This is a genomic window from Cereibacter changlensis JA139 (genome assembly GCF_003034985.1).
Taxonomy (GTDB): Bacteria; Pseudomonadota; Alphaproteobacteria; order Rhodobacterales; family Rhodobacteraceae; genus Cereibacter; species Cereibacter changlensis.
The window spans coordinates 1-22,092 of the sequence record NZ_PZKG01000068.1 but is presented as its reverse complement, the minus strand read 5'-3'; the positions used below and the strand labels follow the sequence as shown (position 1 = coordinate 22,092).

Genomic DNA, 22,092 nt, shown 5'->3' with positions numbered 1-22,092 from the left:
GCAGCGGCACCCTGCGCAGGATGGCGAGGAACAGCAGCGTCCCGGCAACGGCGAAACCCGCCGCGACCAGCATGCGCCCGACCATCGGCATGTCGGGGGCCAGCAGCATGACGAGCAGGATGCCGAGGCTGGCGGATTCCGTCGTGCCGACGGTGGAGGGCTCGACGAAGCGGTTGCGCACCAGCATCTGCAGGATCAGCCCCGCCACCGCCATGCCCGCCCCGGCGAGGATCAGCGCCAGGGTGCGGGGCAGCCGGCTGGTCAGCAGCAGATGCGCCGCGGGCCCGTACCAGCCCTGCGAGAACAACGTCGCGGGGGAGGCATCGCCGACGCCGACGAAGAGGCTCAGCAGCGCAAGCACCGCCACCGGCGGCAGGGTCAGCGCCAGAAGCGCGGTCAGGGTCCGTGGCACGTCAGGCTCCGGTCTTGGAAAAGTGGAGAGCCGCCCCGGGTCCCGGGGCGGCGGTCGCAGGGATCTTGGCCGGAGTCAGCCCTCGGCCAGCGCGGTGCGGATCTGCCGCGCGCCATCGGTCAGCGCGGTGATCCCGCCGCCGACCAGATACCAGAGCGCCGGATCGAGATAGACCACACGCCCCGCCTTCCAGGCCTTGCTGCGCTGCACCAGCTCGTTGTCCAGCAGCTGCCGGGCCGACTGGCCCTCGCGGCCTATGGCGGCGTCGCGGTCGACGACGAAGAGCCAGTCGGGATCGGTCTCCAGGATGAACTCGTGCGAGATCGCCTGGCCATGCGTGCCGGTGTCGAGCCCGTCCGCCGCCGGCGCAAGGCCGTAGTCGTCATGCAGCACCCCGAAGCGCGACCCGGCGCCATGCGCGCTCATCCGACCGCCGGTGGTGAGGATCACCAGAATCCGTCCGGCGTCCGGAGCAAGCGCGCGTAGCGCCGCGACCTCGGCGTCGTAATCCGCCAAGAGCTCGGCGGCCTCGGCCTCCTTGTCGAAGATCCGGCCCAGCGTCTCGACATTGGCCCGGGCGCTGGCGAGGTAGTCTCCCCGGCTCACCGTCATGTCGATGGTCGGAGCCATGCCGGCCAGCTCGGGATATTTGGCCGCCGAACGACCGCCGACGATGACGAGGTCGGGAGCGAGCGCGTTCACCGCCTCGTAATCCGGTTCGAACAGGGTGCCGATGCGCGGCGTCTCCGGGTCGATCCGGCTGGCGAGATAGTCCGGCATCACGCCGGAGGTGACGCCCGCCACCGGCACGCCGAGCGCCAGCAGCGTGTCGAGCGAGGCGGTGTCGAAGACAGCGACCCGTTGCGGCACGGCGTCGAGAACGGTCTCGCCCTGGGCATGGGTGCCGGTTTCCGCGGCGCCGGCGCCCGCGAGGGCGAGCGCGAAGCCGAGGGACGCAAGAGAGAGTTTGAAGGACATCTGTCAGCCTTGTGAGAGGGCGTCCCGCAGCGACAGGCGGCGGGACGGGGAGGGATCAGAAGCTGGTGGTGACGCCGACCCAGAGCCGGCGGCCCTCGGCGACGGTGTTGCTGTCCGCCGCCTCGACCCGGCGGTCGGTGAGATTGTAGATCGCCGAGTTCAGCGTCACCCGGTCGGTCACCTCGTAGGAGCCGCCGATGTCGAGCGTGCTGTAAGCCGCGTACTTTCGCCCGGCCTGGCCGTTGATCGTCACCGGCGAGCCGTTGGAGCCGATCCGCGCCCCGGCGTTGATCTCGGAGCCGTGGTAGGTGGCGGTCGCCCAGAGGTCGAGCGGATCATGCGGCGTGCTCCAGTCCAGCCGGAGGCTCGCCAGATGCTCCGGCGTCCGGGTCAGCGGGAAGCCGGCGTAGGATCCGGTCTTCTGCTCGGAGTCGGTATAGGTGTAGCTGCCGCGCAGCCGGATGTCGGGCGTCGCCTCCCAGCTCGCCGTCAGCTCGATGCCGCGGATCACCGCGTCGTCGATGTTGAAGCTCCTCCACAGACAGGAATAGCCGGGATAGGGCCCCAGCGCCGCCGCGTTGCAGGCCGCCCCGCCCAGCGGGTCGATGACGTCGCCGGTGTCGGGGTCAATCAGCGTCCCGGTGTTCATGTTGCTGAGCTTCTTGCGGAAATCGGTGTGGAAGGCGGTCGCGCCCAGCGTGAGGTTGCTCTGGTTGTCCCAGAGCGCCGAAAGCTCGAAGCTGGTGCTTTCCTCCGGCTCCAGGTCGGGGTTGGCGGCGATCAGCCCTGCCCCCTGCTGCGTCGGCAGGTAATAGCCCTCGGCGACCTGCCGGACGTCCGGGGCGCGGAAACCGGTCGAGACGCCGCCCTTCAGCGTCAGCTGCTCGGTGCCATGCCAGACCGCGTAGAGCCGCGGGCTGATGTGGCCACCGTAGCTTTCGTGGTGGTCGTAGCGCAGCCCGCCGGTCAGCGCGAAGCTGTCGGTGATCTTCCATTCATCCTCGGCGAAGAGCGCCCATTGGTCGACGCCGAGCTTCTGGTCCACCGCCGTATGGCCCCGGTCGGTCACCTCCGCCGACTGGTGCTGGAAACCAGTGACCAATGTGTGCTCGCCGCGCAGGCTGAGCGGCAGGGTCAGCTTGCCCTCCAGCACCGAATTTTTGACCCTGGGCACGCGGTCGTTGCGGACCATCGAGTCGAGACCGGCATCGTAGCTGTAGCTCTCGCGGGTGCCGCGCTCCTGCTGGAAGGAGAGGTCGGTCTTGGCATTCCCCCAAGTCCCGGAATGGCCGATGGACCAGTATTCCTGCGACAGGTCGCGCCCGCTGTCAGCGGCGGTCGCGGCCAGCGTGCGGCCGGCCGAGGTCTCGGTCTCGATTTCGGTCCGGCCGGCCTCCAGCCGGAACTCGTGATCCTCGGTCGGAGTGAAGACCAGCCGACCGGCGATATTGGTCTCCTCGGAGCCCTGGATGCCGCCCAGCCGGTAATCCTCGGCCCGGTCCAGCGCCCTGCCCCAGAGCTGCAGGCTGAGCCGGTCCTTCACCAGTGGGCCGCCGATGTTGAAGGACAGCTGGCCGGAGTCGCCGTAGCGCGAGCTGTCCTGCGCCGTGCCCTCCACGGTGACGCTGCCGCTCCACACGCTGTCGGCCTTCCGGGTGATGATGTTGATGACGCCTCCCATCGCGTCCGAGCCGTAGAGCGAGGACATCGGCCCGCGCACCACCTCAATGCGCTCGATGGCGCTGAGCGGCGGGATGAAGCTCTGCTCGTAGCCGGCGCTGCCGTTCGGGCGGGACTCCCGCGTGCCCTGCCGGCGACCGTCGACGAGGATCAGGGTGTAGGCCCCGGGAAGGCCGCGGATCTGGATGTCGCGCTCGTTGGCGACGCCGGTCGCGGTGACGCCCTGCACCTCGCGCAGCGCGTCGGTCAGGTCGCGGAAGGCGCCGCGCTCCAGATCCTCGGCGGTGATGACCGAGATGCTTGCCGGAGCGTCGGCGATGTTCTGCTCGAAGCCGGTGGCGGTCAACACGATCCCGTCCAGCAGGATGTCCTGCGCCCGGAGGGCGGAGGGGACGAGGCCCGCGGCAGGAAGGGTCAGCGCGACGGCCGCGCATCCCGACAGGCAGCGGCCCTGCAGCCGCGCCGACCGGCCCGGCCCGATGGCGGAGAGTTTCCCCATTTGATTGTCCTTGCATAAATCCTGAGTATAATTGTCTACTATGGCGCGCGGCGGGTTCAACCGCCGAGATCGAGAACGATTCCAAGTTCAGGAAAACGCAAATGGCAGGGAGATCAGGGATGGCGGGTGCGGCGATGACCCAGCCCAATCGCGCTGCCGGCGACCCGCCGGAGCCTCAGGACGGCCTGCCGGTCTCGCCGCTCGCGCGACTGCGGCTTCTGGTGGCGCTTGATGCGCTGCTGGTTGAGGGCAGCGTCTCGGGGGCGGCGGCCTCGCTCGGGCTGTCGACCCCGGCGATGAGCCGGATGCTGGGCCAGCTCCGGACGATGTATGGCGACGACCTGCTGCGGCGGGCCGGCGGGCGGATGGTGCCGACGGCGCGGGCCGGCGAGCTGCGCCTGCGGCTGCGGGCGCTGGTCTCCGACGCCGAGGCGCTGATGCGTCCCGATCCGGCCCCGGCGCCGGCTCCGCCGCTGAAGCTCGGCATCCCGCAGCATCCGCCGCTGGCGCGGCAGGACCATTTGCTGCCGGAGGGGCAGCCCGACAGCGCCACCATCACCCGACACCTGTTCAGCATCGGCCACAACCACCCGCCGCAGGAGCGGCTGGCGCGCTACATCGCCACCATCGGAGCGGGGCGAGGCCGCACCCGACCGCTGGACGAGACCGAGGCGGCGGACGCCTTCGGGATCGTGCTCGACGGCGAGGCCGACCCGATCCAGATCGGCGCCCTGCTGGTGGCGCTGCAATACCGCGGCGTCACCACGGCGGAGCTGGTCGGCATGGCCCGCGCCGCCCGCCGCGGCTTCCCGCCGCCGACCGGGGCGGAGGGCGCGCCGGATCTCGACTGGCCCGCCTATCGCTCGCCGCGCAACCGCCGACCGCCGTGGTTCCTGCTGGCGGCGAAGCTGCTGGCCGGCGGCGGGCATCGTGTGCTGCTGCACGGGTTCTCGGACGGGCTGTTCGACCCGGTGCTGAAGGCGCTCGACATCCCGGTGGCGCTCTCGCTGCCCGAAGCGCGGGCCGCGCTGTCGCAAGGCAGCTGCGCCTTCCTGCCGCTCTCGGCCATCGAGCCGCAGGTGCAGGCGCTCCTAAACCTCTACCGCCTGTTCGAGATGCGCGCCCCGGTCAATCTGGTGGTGCAGCTGCTCAACCCGCTCGGGGCCGGGGCGAGCGTCTTCGGCGTGCCTTCCGCCGGCAACGCGCGGCTGCACGGCGAGGCGGCGGCGCAACTCGGCTGGTCCCGCTCGCTCTCGGTCGAGAGCCATCGCGATGTCGCGCAGGCGACGCCGCACCGGATGATGAAGCTGGTGCTCACCCGAGGGGCAGAGGCGGCAGAGATCGGGGTTCCGCCGGGTGACGCCGGAACGCCGCAGTCGCAGCCGCCGGGGTATGACGTGGCCGATCTCTGCTACGCCGTCTGGTCCGGCGCGCTGCGCGATCCGGCGGCGCTTGGCACGGTGCTGGACACCGCCGCGCTCGGGCTGATGGCCATCAGCGCAGAAGGGCCCGACATGGCGGAGGCGCGGCGGATGGCGGCGGAGCTCTGGGAAAGACGCTCGTCCGCGCAGCGCCGGGTCTGAGGGCATGGGGCCCCCTGCCCTGCCGCCGCTCCGCCCGCCAGAACGCAGGCAAGCCGGTTGGCGGCGGCTACGTCCTCAACCACCTCAGGCGAAGTGGATGACGGCTGTCGGTGAGCGTGATCGACGCCCCCATGATCAGCCTCGCAACCACGTGCTGCCTCCGGGACCTGGTGGCGCCACTGGCTCCAGCAGAGTCCGTTGGCGGCTTTGGCGCCGCTGAATTCGTTCCCTGCCCTTCAGCGGGCGGGGCCGCCGCTTTGTTGGTCGCCGGCCCCCTGCCCCCGCCGCCGGCGATCAAGGCCCCGCGACCGCCGGGAACTTCCGGGGCGGGGCCGCCTTCCTTCGGTGCCGGTCGGTCAGACGGGTGTCCGGAGAAGCCTCGCCATGCTCAGCCCCTTCCGCCGCGCGCTGCGCAGCGCCACCCGAACGGCCCGCGCGCGCCAGAAGTCGGCGGTCAAGGCCGTGCTGCTCGCGCTGGCGCCGCCGCCCGCGAAGCCGCTGCGCAAGAAGAAGGCCCCGGCGGCGGCCCCCAAGACCCGCAAGCCAGCGCCGAAGCCGAAGCCGCCCATGGCCAAGCCGCGCGCCCCGCTGGGTGAGACGGTGCGGCGGATTTCGACCGGGGGCATGCCTGCCCGGCCGGCGCTGCCGCGCAAGCCGCCGGCCGTGGCGCGCGGCGCCCGCTTCATCGGCGGCAGGGTTTCGCTGGACGGCGAAACACGCGACTACAAGCTCTATGTCCCGGCTGCTCCGGCCTCCGGCGAGGAGGCGTTGCTGCCGCTGGTGGTGATGCTGCACGGTTGTTCACAAACGCCCGAGGACTTCGCACGGGGAACCTCGATGAATCAGCTCGCGGAGCAGCAGCGGATGATCGTCGCCTATCCGGCGCAATCCGCGAGGGCCAATGCCAAGCGCTGCTGGAACTGGTTCCGCGCGGGTCAGCCGTCGCACGCCGCCGAGATGGCGCTGATCGTCGAGATCGTCCGCAAGGTGCTGCAGGACCATCCCGCCGATCCGCGCCGGGTCTATATCGCCGGGCTCTCCGCCGGCGGCGCGGCGGCGCTGGCGGTGGCCAGCGCCTATCCGGAGGTCTTCGCCGCCGTCGGCGTGCATTCCGGCCTGCCGGTGGGCGCGGCGCATGATCCGGCCTCCGCCTTCCTCGCGATGAATTTCGGTTCGGTGGGGCGGCGTCAAGCCAGCGCGCTGCCGACCATCGTGTTCCACGGCGACGCCGACAACGTGGTCCACCCGGGCAACGGCCGCGCGGTGGCAGCGCGTGGTCTCGCCGCCTTCCCCCGGCTCGCCGAGGCGGTGCGGCGTGGCAAGGCAGGGGGGCGCGACTTCACCAGGACGCGCCACGGCGCGCCGCGCGGCAAGTCGCATGTGGAGCACTGGCTGCTGCACGGCGGCGGCCACGCCTGGTCAGGCGGCGACGCGGCGGGCAGCTTCACCGATCCCTCGGGTCCGGACGCCTCGCGCGAGATGCTGCGGTTCTTCCTGCAGCACAGGCTGCCGGGGCCCGGCATGGATCCACCGGCGGCCGGGTGAGGCATCGTTGAAGTTGCCAAGCGGCGAACCACGGCAGTCCCCTGACCATCAAGGTAACCTTAGGTCAACCTGAAGGAGGAGCTCGCCACGAAAGTGTGAGCTTCTCCGCCCTCCCCCCTCAGCAGGAGAGGGCTGGCGAAGCAAAACCGGTACACCCTCCCCCTTCGGCTCGCTTGCCGTCTCCGGCTCGCGCATGAGACCATCGCCCAAGTCAGCAGTAGTGCGGTCTTCAGGGGGCCCGGCATGTTCGACGTGCGGAAACGTCTCAACCTGCGCCTGCGCGACCGGCTGCGCGGCCTCGTCGCCGACACGCCGGAACTGCACGAGATCGCCATGCGGCTGAAATCGCGGCAGAGGATCTTCCAACGGGCCTATCGCGAGCGCTCCTGGGGCAGCGACGAGAGCGGCTCCGGTCTCGGCTCGGAGCTCGCGGCGACCACCAGCATCCGGCCCTGGCTGCCGCATCTGTTCCAGGAGCACGGCATGCGCTCGGTGCTCGACGCGCCCTGCGGCGACTGGAACTGGATGCGGCAGGTCGACCTTGCCGGGATCGATTATACCGGCGTGGATCTGGTGCCCGAGGTGATCGCCGCCAATATCAAGGCTTATACCCGCCCGGGAGTCCGCTTCGCCATCGCCGATCTCACCCGCGACCGGCTGCCCATGACCGATCTGATCCTCTGCCGCGACTGCTGGATCCACCTGTCCTTCGCCGACATCGACCGGATGCTGGAGAATTTCCGCAAGTCCGGCGCAACCTGGCTGCTTACCACCGATGCGGCCGACGTGACACGGAACCGCAACCAGATCACCGGCCTGCCCTGGCGGCCGCTGAACCTCCGCCTCCCCCCGTTCCGCTTCCCGGAGCCGGTGGAGGCGCGGGTCGACAACCTGCCCGAGGCCCCGATGCGGCTTTGCCTGTGGCGCCTGCAGGACCTGCCGCGCCTGTCGCCCTGACCCGCACTACTCCGGCCGCTTCGCGAGGATCCCGTCCACCTCGCTCAGCACCCGGTCGAACTCCGCAAGCGCCCTGCGGACGCCCTCCTGCCCCTCTTCCCTCAGAGGCCGCGGGCCGAGATCGCGAGCCACGGCCTCGGGCGCGAGCGCCGGCTTACCGCCGTCGATCCGCGGCCGCGGCTGGCTTCGCGCGCTGCGGGCCCCCGCCAGCTTCTCGGCGAGCCCCGGCGTCGCCCAGATCCGCGCCGCCCGGCGCAGAGTGATTTCTCGCACCAGCCCCTGCCCTTCCAGCTCGCCCAGAAGGTTGAGCGCGCCGCGCGGCGTCACGCCAATCCGCGCGGCCAGCACCCGCGCCGTCATCACCGGCTCCAGCCCGAAGGCCTTCCCGGCGTCGGCGAGACGCGAGCGGCCATGCCGGTCCTGCCCCGCCGCGCGCAGCCGCTCCTGCCAGCTGCGGATGCCGATCACCTTGCCGAGCTCGAACTCGAAGCCGGCGCGCAGCCCCTCGACGATGCGCCGCGCCCCCTCGCCGCTGCCCGGCGACCAGATCGAGAACCGGCCGCGGGTCAGCGCGAGCGACGGCAGCGCGATCCAGTCCGCGGCCACCCGCCCGCCGAGCCCGCGCAACGGGTCGCCCGAGGTCGAGCTCCCCGCCCTGCCCGGCCCGATGCGCCGCGCGGCATGGTCTGCCGCGACGAAGACCATGCGCTCCGCCACCGGGCTGCGCCGCAGGGTGAGCGCCCCGTAGAACGCCGAGGCCCGCAGCGCCTCCAGCAGCGGCGCCCGGCCTATGCAGCCGGCGAAGACGGGCCGGAGATCCTCGGCAGACAGCCCCTCCTCCGCCGGCTGGTCCCGCCGGGCCAGCCGGTCGATGCGCTCGAGCACGCCGACCGGGTCCGCCAGCGGATCCCCCGGCGCGCGCAGGAAGCGCAGGACCGCGAGGGCATCCTCCACCGCCGGCGCATCGACGCCCTGCGTCCGGCTGTCGGCGATCCGGGCGAGCAGGTCTCCCTCGGCGAGCCGCACATCCTCCAGCCCGATGGAGGCCACTGCCTCGGCGACAGCCGCCTCTGCCCGCCACTGCGCCGCCAGCACCGCGTCGGCGCGGAGCAAACCTTCGAGGCGGGCGGCGCCGATCTCGGCGCTGAGGAGCAGGTCGAAGGCGGTTGCGGTGGCTTCCATGGCGCGAGGGGTTTTCCAATTGGGTGCGGATTTTGGATATCAGCTAGGAACGAATAGCGGCTATTCGTTCTGTTGTCTCAGTGTTTGTTTTGGCCCCGGCAATTTAACGAGGAGAGATGGAATCCGGGCCTGCGATTAGCGTCGCCGTCCGCCCTGCCCTCCCGTAGAGTCGGGACGTGCATGTCGTCAATCGGTACGCAGTTTTGCTTCTGGTCCACCGCGGTGGACGTTGTTGCGGTATTTCGGGACCACCGGCTTGGGAGCATCTGCTAGGCAGTGGGACCGGTCCGGACTTTTTTCGAGCAGATCACCTTGTCCGATCCTTGCAAGGGAAAAGCACCTTGGTGCTCGAGCCGCAAGGAGCTGGCCCTCTTCGAACGCGCAGCAGGGAATACTCCAAACTCCTCATCGAGCTCCGTGGTGATTGTGGCTACATGCGATCTCGCGAAACCATTATGATAGCTCGCTCCGGCGAGCCGTCCTGGCGCTGAGTCGCGCAGATATGCGTGAGAATGGCCTCCCCGGCTGTTGCTTGAAGCGCCGCTGACTCAAGTCGGGTGCCGCCGAAGATCGGGGCATGATGATGGTGACGAAGCACCGTCGGCCCCGCGCGGGAGAGCCACGATACAGATCGGACGGCTTGAGATTGCGCCGGCGATTCGTGTGCAGGCCGGGGTGAGCCCTGCTCACTCGGGTAGGATCACTGCCATTTTGTGACGCTGAGGCTGCGGCTTCAGGTCAGTGTTAGCAGCGCTCCCCCGCTGGAACAGAACATCGGGCTGACGGCGTGACCACGCAGAGGCCGCTCCCTTAGAGGGTATCAGCTGGTGCCGGCCTATTGCTTGTGGGCAGGCAAGAACGCTTTCGTTGTGGCTGTATGGGTCGGGGTGCAAGGATGCGGTTCGGTCCACCGCGGTGGACCGCTGATGTTGTTGCCGCTCCGCTAGTCCTGATCTGTCAAACCGACCTCGGGAGCAGCCCGCGACCCTCATACATCATTTGGCATCCATTGGCTCGTCCACCGCGGTGGACCTCCAGGAGTTCAGCATCCCGGCAAAGGTAATGCGAAGGTACCGCGCTTTTCCAAGCGCGCCAGAAGCCGCAACGGATCGTAGCCTGCAGCATTCTTCCCACTCACAAGGCTTCGGAAATACGCTGCGGGCTTGAGGATCGAGCTCCCTGCCTGGAGGATGGCAAATATGGTGATGGCTGCCCCATCAGCGCCGAGTCTCGCAACCGCCTGCATCATGCTCTGCCTATCGACGCCCATCCACGCCGCCAGTTGCAGAGCGTGGCTGCGCAAGTCTTCCCAGCTTCTGGGGGCGTCACCGCAGAATGACATTGCGTCTGCGCAAGCGTCTTTCACTCTTCTCAGTAGATCGCTGGCTTGGTTCAGCTCGACGTTTCGAGTTCTGACGCAGTCGCTCTTATCTTTATCTTCTTTCTCGGACTTCTGATGATGCGTGACAGAGTGGCTGTCAGAGGGCGTCAATTCGGCTGCAGCGCCGACCACCTCTATCGCAATGGATGAAGCGACGGGCTCTGCGGCGCAGGGGAGCTGTGCTTCGGCAGCCGCGATTTCCTGCTCCAGATCGGATGGCTCTAGCCTGCGTCGTAGCACGGCAGCCAGACGGACCGCCTCGTCCTCCGCCCCGCGGTCCAGCAGTAGCGCCCGCAGCTCTCTCAGCCGCAGCCTCAGCAGATCCAAGGTGCGCGCTTCTGCGCGGGCGTCTTCGGCCAGCCGCGCGATCTCCGGGGCGGCCTGCAAAAAACCAGCGAGGTCCAGGCCGTACACCGCGGCGGACTCGGGGCAGGGGCCCCGCTTGGCGAAGCGCTTGCCGTTGGGGCTGGCGCGGCGGCGCAGCAGGCCGGCCTCGATCAGATCGTTCAGGCTGCGTTGCAGCGAGCGGACGCTCTTGCCGTTCATCCGCTCCTGTATCGAGGCGTTGGAGGCGAAGACCATCATGTTGCCGGACTGGCCCTTCAGGAAGGACAGCAGCGCCGCCAGCGTGTCGAGGTGGCGCGGCTTTAGGCCGAACCGGCTCTGACAGTCGCGCAGGTCGCGGAAGACCGTCCACCATGGATCAGTGGTGGACCATGTTCTGCTGGTCGCCGGCAGCGCCGACGTCGGGGAAAATCTCTGGGCCATGATCCTGTCGCAGGGCGACCGTGAGCCCATGAATGATCCAAGCCTGCCCTCAGGATCACCTGAAAATGAGCAAGTTTCATCAGTCCACCGGAAAGGTGGCGCTTGACGAGTGTGAGGAGAAGCTGCTAGATCTGTGCTACCACACAACAGACGAGGGCTCTCCGGATCATTCTGGGGGGCTCTTTCTTTTTACGGTCTCCTGTCTCTCCTTTTGCTCGATGTTGCCTGTAAGGATCCACGACGCCTCAGTCGTTGGATCCGCTCTCCTCCAGCCACCGCCCGTGCAACTCCTGGATCAATCCGTCCAGGTTCGTCGCCAGCCAGGTGCTGAATTCCGGGGCCTCTTTCTGCGAGACCTTCACCTCTAGCCCGCTTGCACTGCGCTTCACGGTCGCGATCCTGCGGCCGTCGGCGAGGCGGAGAGGGCGCGGTCCACCGCGGTGGACCAGATCATGCTGCGCTGCGGCGTCCGATTGCTGCGGTGCAGCATCACCGGAGGCGACGGCCTTTGCCGCGTTCAGGAAAGCCTCAAACCGCGCTGCACTCGACTCCGCCGCCTGCAGCGCGCGGCCCATGCGGCCGAGCAGGGCAGGGAGGTCGACGCCCTCCACCCGCGCCAGGTCGGCGAGCTCCGTCCATTTCCGCCGCCCGGTGTCATGCGCCGCGCCGATCGCCTCGATCACCGAGAGCGGGATCGCGTCGAGCACCACGACATAGCTGCTGACCGATTGCTTCGACACGCCGAGAGCCTCGCGGATCACCGTTCCGTCATAGCCTGCGTCGCGCATCGCGCCGATGAACACCGCCTTCTCGATGAAGGAGGGGTCGAGGCGGAGGTTGTTTTCCTGACCCTGGGCCAGCACCGCCGCCTTATCGTCGAGGGTGCGGACGATGGCCTTGACCGGCCCGCCGATCTGCCGGATGGCGGCAAGACGCCGCCGGCCGTAGATGACGCGGAACCGGCCGGGCTGGTCGGAAGGCCGTACCAGGATCGGCACCTGCTGGCCATGCGCCCGGATGCTGGCCGCAAGATCGGCGATATCCTCGGCGTCGAACTGCAGGCGGTCGCGCAGCCCGTCCTGATCGATCAGCGACGGGTCTAGATCGCGCACCGAATTGCTGGTGATCCGCTCGAGCCCGTCGCGGAGGCCGCCGACAGACATGGCCGAACCCATCCGGCGGGCAGGGGTGGCGGCGGCGGGCTTGTCGGCCTGGGCGAGCGAGAGCTTGTCGAGGATCTTGCGTCCCATTAGCGCCCCCAGACCTTCTGGATGATGCCTTCCAACTCGTTGCTCACGTCGTTCACGCTGCCGAGCGCCCGGTCGAGCGTGGTACGGATGAAATCCCTCGGATCGACCTCGTAGACCGTCTGGTGGGTCATGCCGGCGTCGGAGATCGCCGTGGACTTCAGCATCGGGTTGACCATCACCATGTCCTTCAGGATCGCACGAAGGTAGCCCTCGGTCTGGCGCTGCGGCCCGTCGTTCGGCTCGTAGCGGGTGACGAGGAATTTCACGAAGCTGTAGGCGATCGGCTCGCCGAGCGCGTTCGAGACCGCGTCCAGCGTCTCGGAGACCAGCTTCAGGAACTGGCTCATTGAGGCGATGTCGAGCATGCCCGGTACCACCGTCACCACCAGCCCGGTGGAGGCGGTCAGCGCCGAGAGCGTGGTGAAGCCGAGCTGCGGCGGGCAGTCGATGATCACGAGGTCATAGTCGTCCTCGACGCTCTCCAGCGCCTCCGAAAGCCGTCGGGCGAAGACCGTGTGCCGGTTGTCGCGCAGGTTGTTGGCGGTCTCGGTCTCGTATTCCGACAGCATCAGCCCGGCGGGGGCGAGGTCGAGATTGTGGAAATAGGTCTTGCGGATCACGTCACGCAGCGGCACCGGTTCGAACCGCTCGCCTTCAGGCGCGTCGAGATCGGCATAGCGAAGCGCGTCATAGATCGTGCCGCCCTCGGCGAACTCGACCTCGGGCCGGAAGCCGAAGAGGGTGGTGAGCGAGGCCTGCGCGTCGAGGTCGAGCGCCAACACGCGATAGCCGCGCAGGGCATAGCGCTGTGCGAGGTGAATCGCCGTGGTGGTCTTGGAGGAGCCACCCTTGAAGTTCACGCAGCTGATGACCTGCAACCGGTCGCCCTCGCGCCGCCCGGGGCGATAGGCCGCTGCCGACTTGCCCCGCCCGGTGCGGAACAGCACGTCGCGGATCTTGTCGATCTCCTCGGCGCTGTAATAGCGGTGGCCGCGCGCGTCGGATTCGACCTCGGGCAGGGAGCCATCCTTGTGCCGCATCCGGAGGTTGGCCGGGCTGACGCCCAAGAGGTCAGAAACCTCGCCGACCGCGAACTTGCGAAGCGTCTTGCTTCCACCCGGCTGATGCGCTTCCCTGAACTGCTCGTCGAGCGCGGAGGCCAGAGTTTCGGCGCAGGCACCCAATTGCGAACTGCTGACCGCCTGCCACATGTCATGGCTGATGGAATTCATCCTGCTGCCCTCGCTGGCCCGTTGCGGGCTCTTCTGCTCGTTTACGCTCAGGACCGAATTATAGCCTCCCGAGCGTCAATCACTGTGTTGCCACGCAACTTGCTCGCGGGCAATCATTTTTTGTTCCCGTCGAAGGATTGCTTGTCAGGCGCTTCATGCGTCTTCCGAGGGTGATTTTGCAAGGCATTATATTCGAAGAGAAATCCTGCGCCTTTGCAAGAGGGCGACCTACCGGGAGCGAGCGATTGATGAAGATGGGGCGGCAAGCTGTTGATTCAGCATGCCATATCCCGCCGTCCGAGATTGCTGAAGACGCGATGCGTCCGGGGTTTTCCACAGGCTGCCGCTTCGCAACAGGCCGATTCTCCGGGTTGCTGCTCTCCGCCGCGCCGCTGGCCAGTCCGAACAGCGGCGAACGGCGGCTTGCCCGCGGGGGCGGGGGATGACAGCATCGCCCGGGGGAGACGAGAGTTGCCATGGGAGTGAGGGCTTGGGGGCTTGCGGGGATTCTGGCTCTGGCCGGGACGATGGCGGCTGCCGAAGATTTGCGGATTCTGACCTCCTACGAGGCCGAGGTGGTCGAGCCAGTGCTCGAGGCATTTGAGGCGCGTCATCCCGGCGTCACCGTCCGCCATCTCAACAAGAACACCAACGCGGCGCTTTCCGAGCTCGTCTCCGGCAACGCCCGGGGCTTCGACCTGTTCTGGGCCTCCGCGCCGGAGGCTTTCGAAGTACTGAAGCAGGCCGGCCGTCTGCAGGGCAGCCATGTCGATTTCGCCTATTCTGCTGTCGGCTGGACCTGGCGCGCCCCCTTCGAAGGCGGGCCGCCGCAGGACTGGAACGACCTGCTCGCCCCCGACTATGCGGGGCGGATCGGCATGTCGCACCCGATGCAGTCCGGCACGACCCACAGCCTGATCGAGACGATCCTGCAGGATCGCGGCTGGACCGCGGGATGGGCTTGGCTTCTGGAGCTGTCGGGGCAGCTGAACACCATCTCGGCACGGAGCTTCGGCGTACTGGAGGGTGTGGAGCAGGGGCGTTTCGACATCGGGCTGACCATCGACTTCCTGGCGCTGAAGCGCAGCGGCGCCGGGCTGGTGTTCCGCTATGGCCGGCCGATCATCATCATCCCGGCGCGGATCGCCGTGCTGGAAGGCGGCGCTAACGCCGAGGACGCCCAGACCTTCGTCGATTTCCTGCTGTCGTCCGAGGGCCAGCGCCTGCTGCTGCGCCCCGACATCCGCCGGATCCCGGTGAACCCGGAGATCAGGGCGGAACTGGCCGAGACCCTGCTGCCCGCCGTGCGGGCGGCGCTGCAGTTCAGCTGGTCGCGATACGACCCGGGGCTGGCCAGCCGGCGATACGCGGGCGTGAACCAGCTGTTCGAGAGCTTCATCGCTCGCGACTTCCTGCGCCGCCGCGATCTCTGGTGGCGCTGGCGCGCCCTGCCGCTGGACGCTCCCCAGCGCGCCTCGGTGCGAGCGATCCTCACCCACATGCCGGTCAGCGAGCATCAGGCCCGAACGGCAGTGCTCGACCGCGAAACACTGATCCGCTGGTCGCGGGCCTCCTCGGCCCTGCTGGACCGGGCCGAAGCGGGGCTGGCGGAATGAGCAGGCCGGTCTCGATCCGGGCGCGGCTGACGCTGGCGCTGCTGGTGATCGTCTGCATCGCCGCCCTGCTGGTGCTCGCCGGCATGTATGTTGTGCTGCAGGCCGAACGCGACTTCCGCCTGCTGGCCGAGGACCGCATCCCCCGGGTCGCCCTCGCGGGGGAGCTCGCAGAATTCACCGGCGATCTGGCGGCGGTCTCCGTCGGGATCATCGCCAGCAACGGCAAGGATCCCGCCGTGCTGGCGGAGCGGGTCGAGGAGGCCGCAGCAGGGATCGCCGCCGTCCTCACCTCCTCGGCCTTGCAGCGCGCGCCTGAAGGCGAGGATCTGGCCCGGGCCGAGGCGGTGCTGCGACGGGCGCTTGCCGGCTTCAACCGCACCAGCGTGGCGCTCGGCGATCTGGCCTATCGCGCCGGCGCAACCGACCAGCAACTGCGTTGGACGCATAGCGACGTCCAGGACCAGGCCGGGGCCTTGCTGCAGGACCTGTCCTTCAACATGGATGCGGCGCTCGGCGTGCTGGTGGAAGACCCGGACCCCGCGCGTCGGGCCGCGGCCGAAGGCGGGCTGAAGCGTGACCGCCTTGCACGCGACCGTCTCGCCCGTCTCGCCTCCGAGACGGCGACCCTGACCGCGCTGCTGCTGCAGGCGCGCGGCGTGGAGGGCCTCGAGGCATTGGACGAGGTGCGCGAGCTCGGCCACGACACGCTGGACGCCATCGCCCTGCTGCGCATAGACCTGCCGGAGCGGGCGGATATCGGGCTCCTGCTGGAAAGCGTCGACCGGCTCATCGCCCTCGCGCAGGAGCCGGAGGGGATTTTCTCGCAGATGCGCGGGCAGATCACCCTCCGGACCGAGGCCGTGGACCAGCTTGCAAGCGCGCAGCAGGCGCTGTCGGAGATGCAGGCGCAGCTCAGCACGCTGGGGCGGCGCGAACGGGTAGCCGCACAGGCTGCAGCCGACGAGGCGGCCCGCGGGGTGCTTCTGGGCGCGATCTGGCTTTCGGCGCTGGCGCTGGCCGGGGCCGTCGCCAGCGCCGCCATCCTTTTGGCCTACGTGCGCAACCGCATCCTGCGGCGGCTGGAACGGCTGGCGGCGGACCTGACCCGCATCGCGGAGGGCGACGAGACGGCGGCGCTGCCGGTGAGGGGGCGAGACGAGATCGCCGACATGGCGCGCGCCGTCGAGGTGTTCCGCGCCTCCGCCGCCGAGCTGCAGCTGGCCCATTGCGACCTTTCCGCCGAGGTCGCGGAGCGGCGGCGCGCGGTGGAGCGGCTGGAACGGACCCAGCGCGATCTGGTGCAGGCCGGCAAGATGGCCGCGCTCGGCCAGATGTCGGCGGCGATCAGCCACGAAATCAACCAGCCGCTGGCCGCAATGCGGCACCGGCTGCACAACCTGCGGCTGGCCCAGCCGCAGGCCGCCGAAGCCATCGCGCGGCTTGAGGCGACGGTGGAACGGATCAGCGGCACCATCGGTCATCTGCGCCGCATTGCGCGCCGCTCCGACCACCGCCGGGTGCGGGTGACGCTTGCCGAACCGGTGGAGGCCGCGCTGGCGCTGCTGGATCACCGGCTGCATCAGGAGGCGGTGGCGGTGGAGCGCCCGGCTGAACTTGGCCGCGTCGAGGTTGAAGGCGACGAGATCCTGCTGGAACAGGTGCTGCTGAACATCTTCAGCAACGCGCTGGACGCCATCGGCGAGACCGGCCGGGGCAGCGGCAGCATCCGCCTGACGCTGGAGCAGCGCGACGACGTGCTGCTGCGGGTGACGGATGACGGGGCAGGGTTGCAGGGCCGGGCCCCCGCCGATCTGGTCGACCCATTCTTCACCACCAAGGAGGTCGGCAAGGGGCTGGGTCTCGGGCTATCCATCGCCTTCAACGTGATGCAGGACATGGGCGGGCATCTGGAGATCATGCCGGCGGGGCAGGGGGCCGAGGTGCTGCTGCGGCTCCGCCGTTGGCAGGGAGAGCGGAAGGTGGCGCATGGTTGACAGGCCGAGGGTAATGTTGGTGGAGGATGACGCCGATTTGGCGCAGGCCACCGCCGAGACACTGGAGAGCGCGGGCTTCGTGGTCGAGGCCCATGCCTCGGCCGCGCCGGCGCTGGCGGCTCTGGGGCCGGACTGGCCGGGGGTGGTGCTCTCCGATCTGCGGATGCCCGGCATGTCCGGGCTCGACATGCTGGACCGCGCCCGGGTGGTCGCGCCGGCAGTGCCGTTCATCGTCATCACCGGCCACGGCGATGTCGCGGCGGCGATCCGGGCGATGCGGGCGGGGGCGCATGACTTCCTGGAGAAGCCCTGCGACCCGGACCTGCTGATCGACATCCTGCGCCGCGCCGTCGAGATGCGGCGGCTGCAGCTGGAAAACGCGGCGCTGCGCCAGCGGCTCGCCAGCTCGGTCCTGCCGACGGACCGGCTGCTGGGGCGCTCGCCCGTGATGCAGGACCTGCGCCGGCGGGTGGCGGCGCTGGCCGGCCTGCGTGTCGATCTGCTGATCGCCGGCGAATCCGGCACAGGGAAGGAGTTGGTGGCGCGCTGCCTGCACGACATGTCGGCGCGCCGTGAGGGGCCCTTCGTCGCGCTGAACTGCGGCGCGCTGACCGAGGCGGATGTGGACCGCGAGCTGTTCGGCGTGGCGGGCGAGCATCCGGGCCGCATCGCCTCGGCCCAGGGCGGGACGCTCTATCTCGACGAGCTGGAATCCATGCCCGACGCGCTGCAGGTCCGGCTCTTGCGGGTGCTGGAAGCCCGCGAGATCACGCCGCTCGGCGGCCCGGCCCGCGCGGTGGACCTGCGCATCCTCGGCAGCGTGAAGGCCGACCCGGCGGCGCTGATCGCGGAGGGGCGGCTCCGTGCCGACCTCTATCACCGCTTCAACGCCGGCGCGCTGAAACTGCCGCCGCTGCGCGAGCGCGAGGGCGACGCGCTGCTGCTAATCGGGCATTTCGCGGACGAGGCTGCGGCCCGGCACAACCTGCCGAAGCCGGTGCTGAGCCCGACGCTGCGCCGGCAGGCCGAGTATCACCACTGGCCCGGCAATGTCCGCGAGGCGCGGAACCTGGCGGAGCGGCTGGTGATTGGGCTGGAGCCCAGCTTCGCCCCGATCGGCGGCGCGGCGCCCGTGCCGGTGGAAAGCTACGACCGCGCGATGGAGAGTTTCGAGAATCGCCTGCTGCAAGCGGCCTTGCTGCAGACCGGCGGCCGCAAAGCCGAGGCGGCGGAGCTGCTGGGCATCCCGCGCAAGCGGCTCTACCTGCGCCTGCGCCAGCACGGGCTGGCCTGACGTGTCACTTTTGCCCCATGCCGCGTGTCGGGACTGACGCGAAAAATATAATATAAACAATTACTTGATTAGAGATCCATCCCTGCGCACAGTTTTTGCGCGCCACAAGAATAGCAAGAAACCGGCGCGACTGACACGAACTGCCAGGGAGGCAACAATGCGGACCATCCTACTCACCACGGCTCTTGCTCTGGTCGCCACGGCGTCGGCGGCGCAGCAGAATGTCGTCGTGGTCACTTCTTTCCCCAAGGATCTCACCGATCCGTTCAAGGCGGCCTTCGAGGCGGCGCATCCCGACTATCAACTCGAGGTGGTCAGCCGGAACACCAACGCCTCGGTCGCCTTCCTGCAGGAAACCAAGGGTTCGAACACCACCGACCTGTTCTGGGCCTCGGCCCCCGACGCCTTCGAGGTGCTCAAGAGCGAGGGCCTGCTGGCCAAGGTCGACATCGCGGCGGAGGGCATCCCGGACACGATCGGCTCCTATCCGATCAATGACCCCGACGGCTCCTACTACGGCTTCGCCGCCTCGGGCTACGGCATCATGTACAACACCCGCTACATCGAGGCGAACGATCTGCCGGTCGCGACCGAGTGGGAAGACCTGATGCGGGCCGAGTATAACGGCCATGTCGGCATGTCCTCGCCCTCGCGGTCGGGCACGACCCATCTCACCGTCGAGACGCTGCTGCAGGGTGACGGCTGGGCGGATGGCTGGGCCAAGTGGAAGTGGATCTCGGGCAACATGAACACCGTGACCGAGCGCAGCTTCGGCGTGCCGGATGGGGTGAATTCCGGCAACTTCGGCTTTGGCATCGTGATCGATTTCTTCGGGCTGGCCTCGAAGGCCTCCGGCTTCCCGGTCGAACTGGTTTATCCCAGCGTCACCTCGATCGTGCCGGCTAATGTCGGGATCATCGAGAACGCACCGAATGCCGAGGGCGCCAAGGCCTTCGTCGAGTTCATCCTGTCGCCCGAGGCCCAGCAGGTCCTGCTGAACCCGGCGATCATGCGGCTGCCGGTGAATCCCGACGCCTATGCCCATGCGCCCGAGGGCTTCCCCAACCCGTTCTCCGAAGAGTTCGCCCCCGGCGCCATCGTCTTCGACGTCGACAAGTCGGGCACGCGCTACAATCTGGTGAACTCGCTCTTCGACGTGATGATCACCTACCGGTTGGATGATCTGCGGGCGGCGGTCGCTGCGGTGCAGGCGGCCGAGGCGGCGCATCCGGATGGCGCCGATGCCGAGGCCAAGACGCTGATCGACGAGGCCCGCACCCTCATCGAGGCGCTGCCAATCACCGAGGAGCAGTCGCTCGATCCCTCCTTCACCGGGGTGTTCCAGATCTCGCGCGCGGATCCGGCGACCGAGGTGGTCGGCCGCCAGGCCGAGGTGGAGCAGGAATGGGACGCCTTCGCCGTGGCGAACTACGCCAAGGCCAAGGAACTCGCCGATCAGGCTGCCGCGATGCAGTGACTCCGCTCCCGCTCCGGCTTGTCCGGAGCGGGGCCCTTCGGCTCCAGCGCAGGTGCTTTCATGACCCATTCCACCGCTTCCCCCGGAAGCGCCGGCGGCTTCACGCTGTTTCCGCGGCTGTCCGGGACCGCCGTCACCGGCGTCGTCATCGCCCTCTTCCTTATGGCCTTCCTGATCCTGCCGGTGGCGCAGGTGGTCTATGTGGCCTTCCTCGACGCGCGCAGCGGCGCCTTCACGCTGCAGAACTTCCAGGACTTCTTCAACACGACGCTGTTCCGCGAGAGCTTCGTCAACTCCTTCTACGTCTCGGCAATGTCCGTGGTCTTCGCCACGGTGATCGCCCTGCCGCTGGCCTATATCACCACCCGGTTCAACTTCGGCGGCGCGGTGCTGATCCAGAGCCTCGGGATCATCCCGCTGATCATGCCGCCCTTCGTCGGCGCGGTGGCGATGAGCCTGCTCTTCGGCCGCAACGGCACCGTCAACCTGCTGCTGGACCAGTATCTCGGGGTGAAGATCCCCTTCATGGAGGGGTTGAACGGCGTCATCCTGGTGCAGTCCATCCATTACTTCCCCTTCATCCTGATCAACCTCTCGGCGTCGCTGCGCAACATCGACCGCTCGATGGAGGAGGCGGCGCAGAACCTCGGCTCGTCGGGGATGCGGCTGTTCCGCCGGATCGTCTTCCCGCTGGCCATGCCGGGCTATCTCGCGGGCGCGGCGCTGGTCTTCATCAAGGTCTTCGACGACCTCGGCACGCCGCTGTTGCTGAACGTGAACACCATGCTGGCGCCGCAGGCCTATCTCAGGATCACCGGCGTCGGCATCAATGACCCGATGGGCTACGTGATCTCCTTCATCCTCGTGGTGTTCTCGGTCTTCTCGCTCTGGGCTTCCTTCCTCTTCATGCGGGGAAAGGACTACGCAACCACGCAGAAGGGCGGCGGCGGGCTGTCAAAGCGCGATCTGGGCCGCGGCGAAAAGATCACGGCCTATGCGGTGATCCTGTTCATCCTGGCGCTGGTGCTGTCGCCGCATCTGGGGCTGCTTCTGCTGGCCTTCGGCACGATCTGGTCGTTCAGCCCGCTGCCCGACGGCTTCACGCTGCAGCACTTCGGCACGGTCTTCAGCCAGTCGATGCAATACGTGAGCAACACGCTGCTCTATGCCGGAACCGCTGCGCTGCTCGACGTGATCCTCGGCACCGCCATCGCCTATATCGTGATCCGCACCGGACTGCCGGGGCGCAAGTGGCTGGACTACATGGCCACCGCGGCGCTGGCCGTGCCGGGGGTGGTGCTGGGCATCGGCTATCTGCGGCTGTTCCACGGCGTGCAGCTGCCCTTCGGCGGCGGGCCGATGGCCAGCTGGTGGGGGATCATCATCATTGCCCTCGCCATCCGCCGGCTGCCCTACGCGCTGCGCGCATGCATGGCGGCGCTGCAGCAGATCGCGCTGGCGCTGGAAGAGGCGGCGGAGAGCCTCGGGGCGACCAAGGCCTCGACCATCCGCCGCATCGTGGTGCCGCTGATGTCGGGCGGCATCCTCGCCGGCTTCGTCACCAGCTTCGCCACCGCAGCGGTGGAGCTTTCGGCCACCATCATGCTGGTGGGTCGCTCGGCCGACGCGCCGCTGGCCTATGGCATCTATCTCTTCATGCAATCGCCCTCGGGACGCGGTGCGGGGGCTGCGCTCGGCATCCTCGCGGTGGTGATCGTGGCCCTCGGCACCTACCTCTCGCAGCGCATCATCGAACGCGACCGCCGCCGCCGCGCCGCCGCCCCGGGGGCGGAGGCATGATCCCGCAGGAGAAACCAGACATGACACGATCCGACGCGGGCATCCGCATCGAGAACCTCCACCTGTCCTTCGGCGAGACCAAGGTGCTGGAAGGCATCGACATGGAGATCCGGCCGGGCGAGTTCTTCGCTTTCCTCGGCCCCTCCGGCTCGGGCAAGTCCACCCTGCTGCGGGCCATCGCCGGCTTCGGCCCGCGACCGCAGGGCCGCATCCTGATCGGCGACCGCGACATCGCGGACCTGCCACCGTGGAAGCGCAACGTCGGGATGGTGTTCCAGTCCTACGCGCTCTGGCCGCACATGACGGTGCGCGCCAACGTCGCCTTCGGGCTGGAGGAGCGCCGGATGCCGCGGCGCGAGATCAGTCCGAAGGTGGAGGCGGCGCTTGATCTGGTCGGGTTGCTGCATCTGGCCGACCGGATGCCCGCCCAACTCTCGGGTGGCC

The 22,092-nt window shown here is 68.6% G+C and carries 16 protein-coding genes; 9 read left to right on the top strand and 7 right to left on the bottom strand.

Features of this window, described 5'->3' with window-relative positions; all coding sequences use genetic code 11:
- From C5F48_RS14295 to C5F48_RS14285, 3 genes are all read right to left on the bottom strand, one after another.
- Positions 1–412: iron chelate uptake ABC transporter family permease subunit (locus tag C5F48_RS14295; RefSeq protein WP_146170606.1), on the bottom strand; the 412-nt coding region annotated here is incomplete at its 3' end.
- Between the two features lie 75 nt (positions 413–487).
- On the bottom strand, positions 488–1,390 hold the full coding sequence (locus tag C5F48_RS14290) for a siderophore ABC transporter substrate-binding protein (RefSeq protein ID WP_107664577.1): 903 nt from the start codon (positions 1,388–1,390) through the stop codon (positions 488–490).
- A gap of 55 nt (positions 1,391–1,445) precedes the next feature.
- Positions 1,446–3,569, bottom strand: a complete 2,124-nt coding sequence (locus C5F48_RS14285; protein ID WP_107664576.1) for a TonB-dependent receptor domain-containing protein — start codon at positions 3,567–3,569, stop codon at positions 1,446–1,448.
- A 101-nt stretch (positions 3,570–3,670) separates the two neighbouring features.
- On the opposite strand from C5F48_RS14285, the gene C5F48_RS14280 reads away from it, so the two are divergent.
- From C5F48_RS14280 to C5F48_RS24825, 3 genes are all read left to right on the top strand, one after another.
- Positions 3,671–5,152: a glycosyl transferase family protein gene (locus C5F48_RS14280; protein WP_245941344.1), complete on the top strand. Its 1,482-nt coding sequence runs from the start codon at positions 3,671–3,673 to the stop codon at positions 5,150–5,152.
- A 384-nt stretch (positions 5,153–5,536) separates the two neighbouring features.
- Positions 5,537–6,697, top strand: a complete 1,161-nt coding sequence (locus tag C5F48_RS14275; protein ID WP_107664574.1) for an extracellular catalytic domain type 1 short-chain-length polyhydroxyalkanoate depolymerase — start codon at positions 5,537–5,539, stop codon at positions 6,695–6,697.
- 243 nt (positions 6,698–6,940) lie between these two features.
- Positions 6,941–7,654, top strand: coding sequence for a class I SAM-dependent methyltransferase (locus C5F48_RS24825; RefSeq protein WP_146170605.1), 714 nt, complete (start codon positions 6,941–6,943; stop codon positions 7,652–7,654).
- Between the two features lie 6 nt (positions 7,655–7,660).
- Here C5F48_RS24825 and C5F48_RS14265 read toward each other — a convergent pair whose 3' ends face one another.
- The 4 genes from C5F48_RS14265 to repA form a co-directional block, all read right to left on the bottom strand.
- Complete coding sequence (locus C5F48_RS14265) at positions 7,661–8,836, bottom strand: hypothetical protein (protein WP_107664573.1); 1,176 nt, start codon at positions 8,834–8,836, stop codon at positions 7,661–7,663.
- Positions 8,837–9,878: 1,042 nt separating this feature from the next.
- Positions 9,879–10,985, bottom strand: coding sequence for a plasmid replication protein RepC (gene repC / locus C5F48_RS14260; RefSeq protein ID WP_170139587.1), 1,107 nt, complete (start codon positions 10,983–10,985; stop codon positions 9,879–9,881).
- Positions 10,986–11,230: 245 nt separating this feature from the next.
- Positions 11,231–12,235, bottom strand: a complete 1,005-nt coding sequence (gene repB, locus C5F48_RS14255) for a plasmid partitioning protein RepB (RefSeq protein WP_107664571.1) — start codon at positions 12,233–12,235, stop codon at positions 11,231–11,233.
- Positions 12,235–13,467, bottom strand: a complete 1,233-nt coding sequence (gene repA, locus C5F48_RS14250) for a plasmid partitioning protein RepA (protein ID WP_107664570.1) — start codon at positions 13,465–13,467, stop codon at positions 12,235–12,237. The genes repB and repA overlap by 1 nt, the downstream gene beginning before the upstream one ends.
- A 476-nt stretch (positions 13,468–13,943) precedes the next feature.
- On the opposite strand from repA, the gene C5F48_RS14245 reads away from it, so the two are divergent.
- The 6 genes from C5F48_RS14245 to C5F48_RS14220 all read left to right on the top strand — a co-directional run.
- Positions 13,944–15,083 carry an ABC transporter substrate-binding protein gene (locus tag C5F48_RS14245; RefSeq protein ID WP_107664569.1) on the top strand — a complete coding sequence of 380 codons (1,140 nt, stop codon included), beginning with the start codon at positions 13,944–13,946 and terminating at the stop codon, positions 15,081–15,083.
- Positions 15,080–17,077, top strand: a complete 1,998-nt coding sequence (locus tag C5F48_RS14240; protein ID WP_107664568.1) for an ATP-binding protein — start codon at positions 15,080–15,082, stop codon at positions 17,075–17,077. The genes C5F48_RS14245 and C5F48_RS14240 overlap by 4 nt, the downstream gene beginning before the upstream one ends.
- Positions 17,070–18,371 (top strand): sigma-54-dependent transcriptional regulator, encoded by a 1,302-nt coding sequence (locus C5F48_RS14235; protein WP_107664567.1) that lies wholly within the window; start codon positions 17,070–17,072, stop codon positions 18,369–18,371. The genes C5F48_RS14240 and C5F48_RS14235 overlap by 8 nt, the downstream gene beginning before the upstream one ends.
- A gap of 157 nt (positions 18,372–18,528) precedes the next feature.
- Entirely contained in the window at positions 18,529–19,848 is a 1,320-nt protein-coding gene (locus C5F48_RS14230; protein WP_107664566.1) for an ABC transporter substrate-binding protein, read from the top strand.
- A gap of 60 nt (positions 19,849–19,908) precedes the next feature.
- Positions 19,909–21,648, top strand: a complete 1,740-nt coding sequence (locus tag C5F48_RS14225; RefSeq protein WP_107664565.1) for an ABC transporter permease — start codon at positions 19,909–19,911, stop codon at positions 21,646–21,648.
- 20 nt (positions 21,649–21,668) lie between these two features.
- On the top strand, positions 21,669–22,092 hold a 424-nt coding region (locus tag C5F48_RS14220; protein ID WP_146170604.1), incomplete at its 3' end, for an ABC transporter ATP-binding protein.

What these genes read in the sequence shown, in the direction of transcription:
- C5F48_RS24825 (WP_146170605.1), top strand. Translation starts at nt 6,941, where the DNA reads ATGTTCGACGTGCGGAAACGTCTCAACCTGCGCCTGCGCGACCGGCTG.
- C5F48_RS14245 (WP_107664569.1), top strand. Translation starts at nt 13,944, where the DNA reads ATGGGAGTGAGGGCTTGGGGGCTTGCGGGGATTCTGGCTCTGGCCGGG.
- repB (WP_107664571.1), bottom strand. Translation starts at nt 12,235, where the DNA reads ATGGGACGCAAGATCCTCGACAAGCTCTCGCTCGCCCAGGCCGACAAG.
- C5F48_RS14240 (WP_107664568.1), top strand. Translation starts at nt 15,080, where the DNA reads ATGAGCAGGCCGGTCTCGATCCGGGCGCGGCTGACGCTGGCGCTGCTG.
- C5F48_RS14280 (WP_245941344.1), top strand. Translation starts at nt 3,671, where the DNA reads ATGGCAGGGAGATCAGGGATGGCGGGTGCGGCGATGACCCAGCCCAAT.
- repC (WP_170139587.1), bottom strand. Translation starts at nt 10,985, where the DNA reads ATGGCCCAGAGATTTTCCCCGACGTCGGCGCTGCCGGCGACCAGCAGA.
- repA (WP_107664570.1), bottom strand. Translation starts at nt 13,467, where the DNA reads ATGAATTCCATCAGCCATGACATGTGGCAGGCGGTCAGCAGTTCGCAA.
- C5F48_RS14235 (WP_107664567.1), top strand. Translation starts at nt 17,070, where the DNA reads ATGGTTGACAGGCCGAGGGTAATGTTGGTGGAGGATGACGCCGATTTG.
- C5F48_RS14290 (WP_107664577.1), bottom strand. Translation starts at nt 1,390, where the DNA reads ATGTCCTTCAAACTCTCTCTTGCGTCCCTCGGCTTCGCGCTCGCCCTC.
- C5F48_RS14265 (WP_107664573.1), bottom strand. Translation starts at nt 8,836, where the DNA reads ATGGAAGCCACCGCAACCGCCTTCGACCTGCTCCTCAGCGCCGAGATC.
- C5F48_RS14230 (WP_107664566.1), top strand. Translation starts at nt 18,529, where the DNA reads ATGCGGACCATCCTACTCACCACGGCTCTTGCTCTGGTCGCCACGGCG.
- C5F48_RS14285 (WP_107664576.1), bottom strand. Translation starts at nt 3,569, where the DNA reads ATGGGGAAACTCTCCGCCATCGGGCCGGGCCGGTCGGCGCGGCTGCAG.
- C5F48_RS14275 (WP_107664574.1), top strand. Translation starts at nt 5,537, where the DNA reads ATGCTCAGCCCCTTCCGCCGCGCGCTGCGCAGCGCCACCCGAACGGCC.
- C5F48_RS14225 (WP_107664565.1), top strand. Translation starts at nt 19,909, where the DNA reads ATGACCCATTCCACCGCTTCCCCCGGAAGCGCCGGCGGCTTCACGCTG.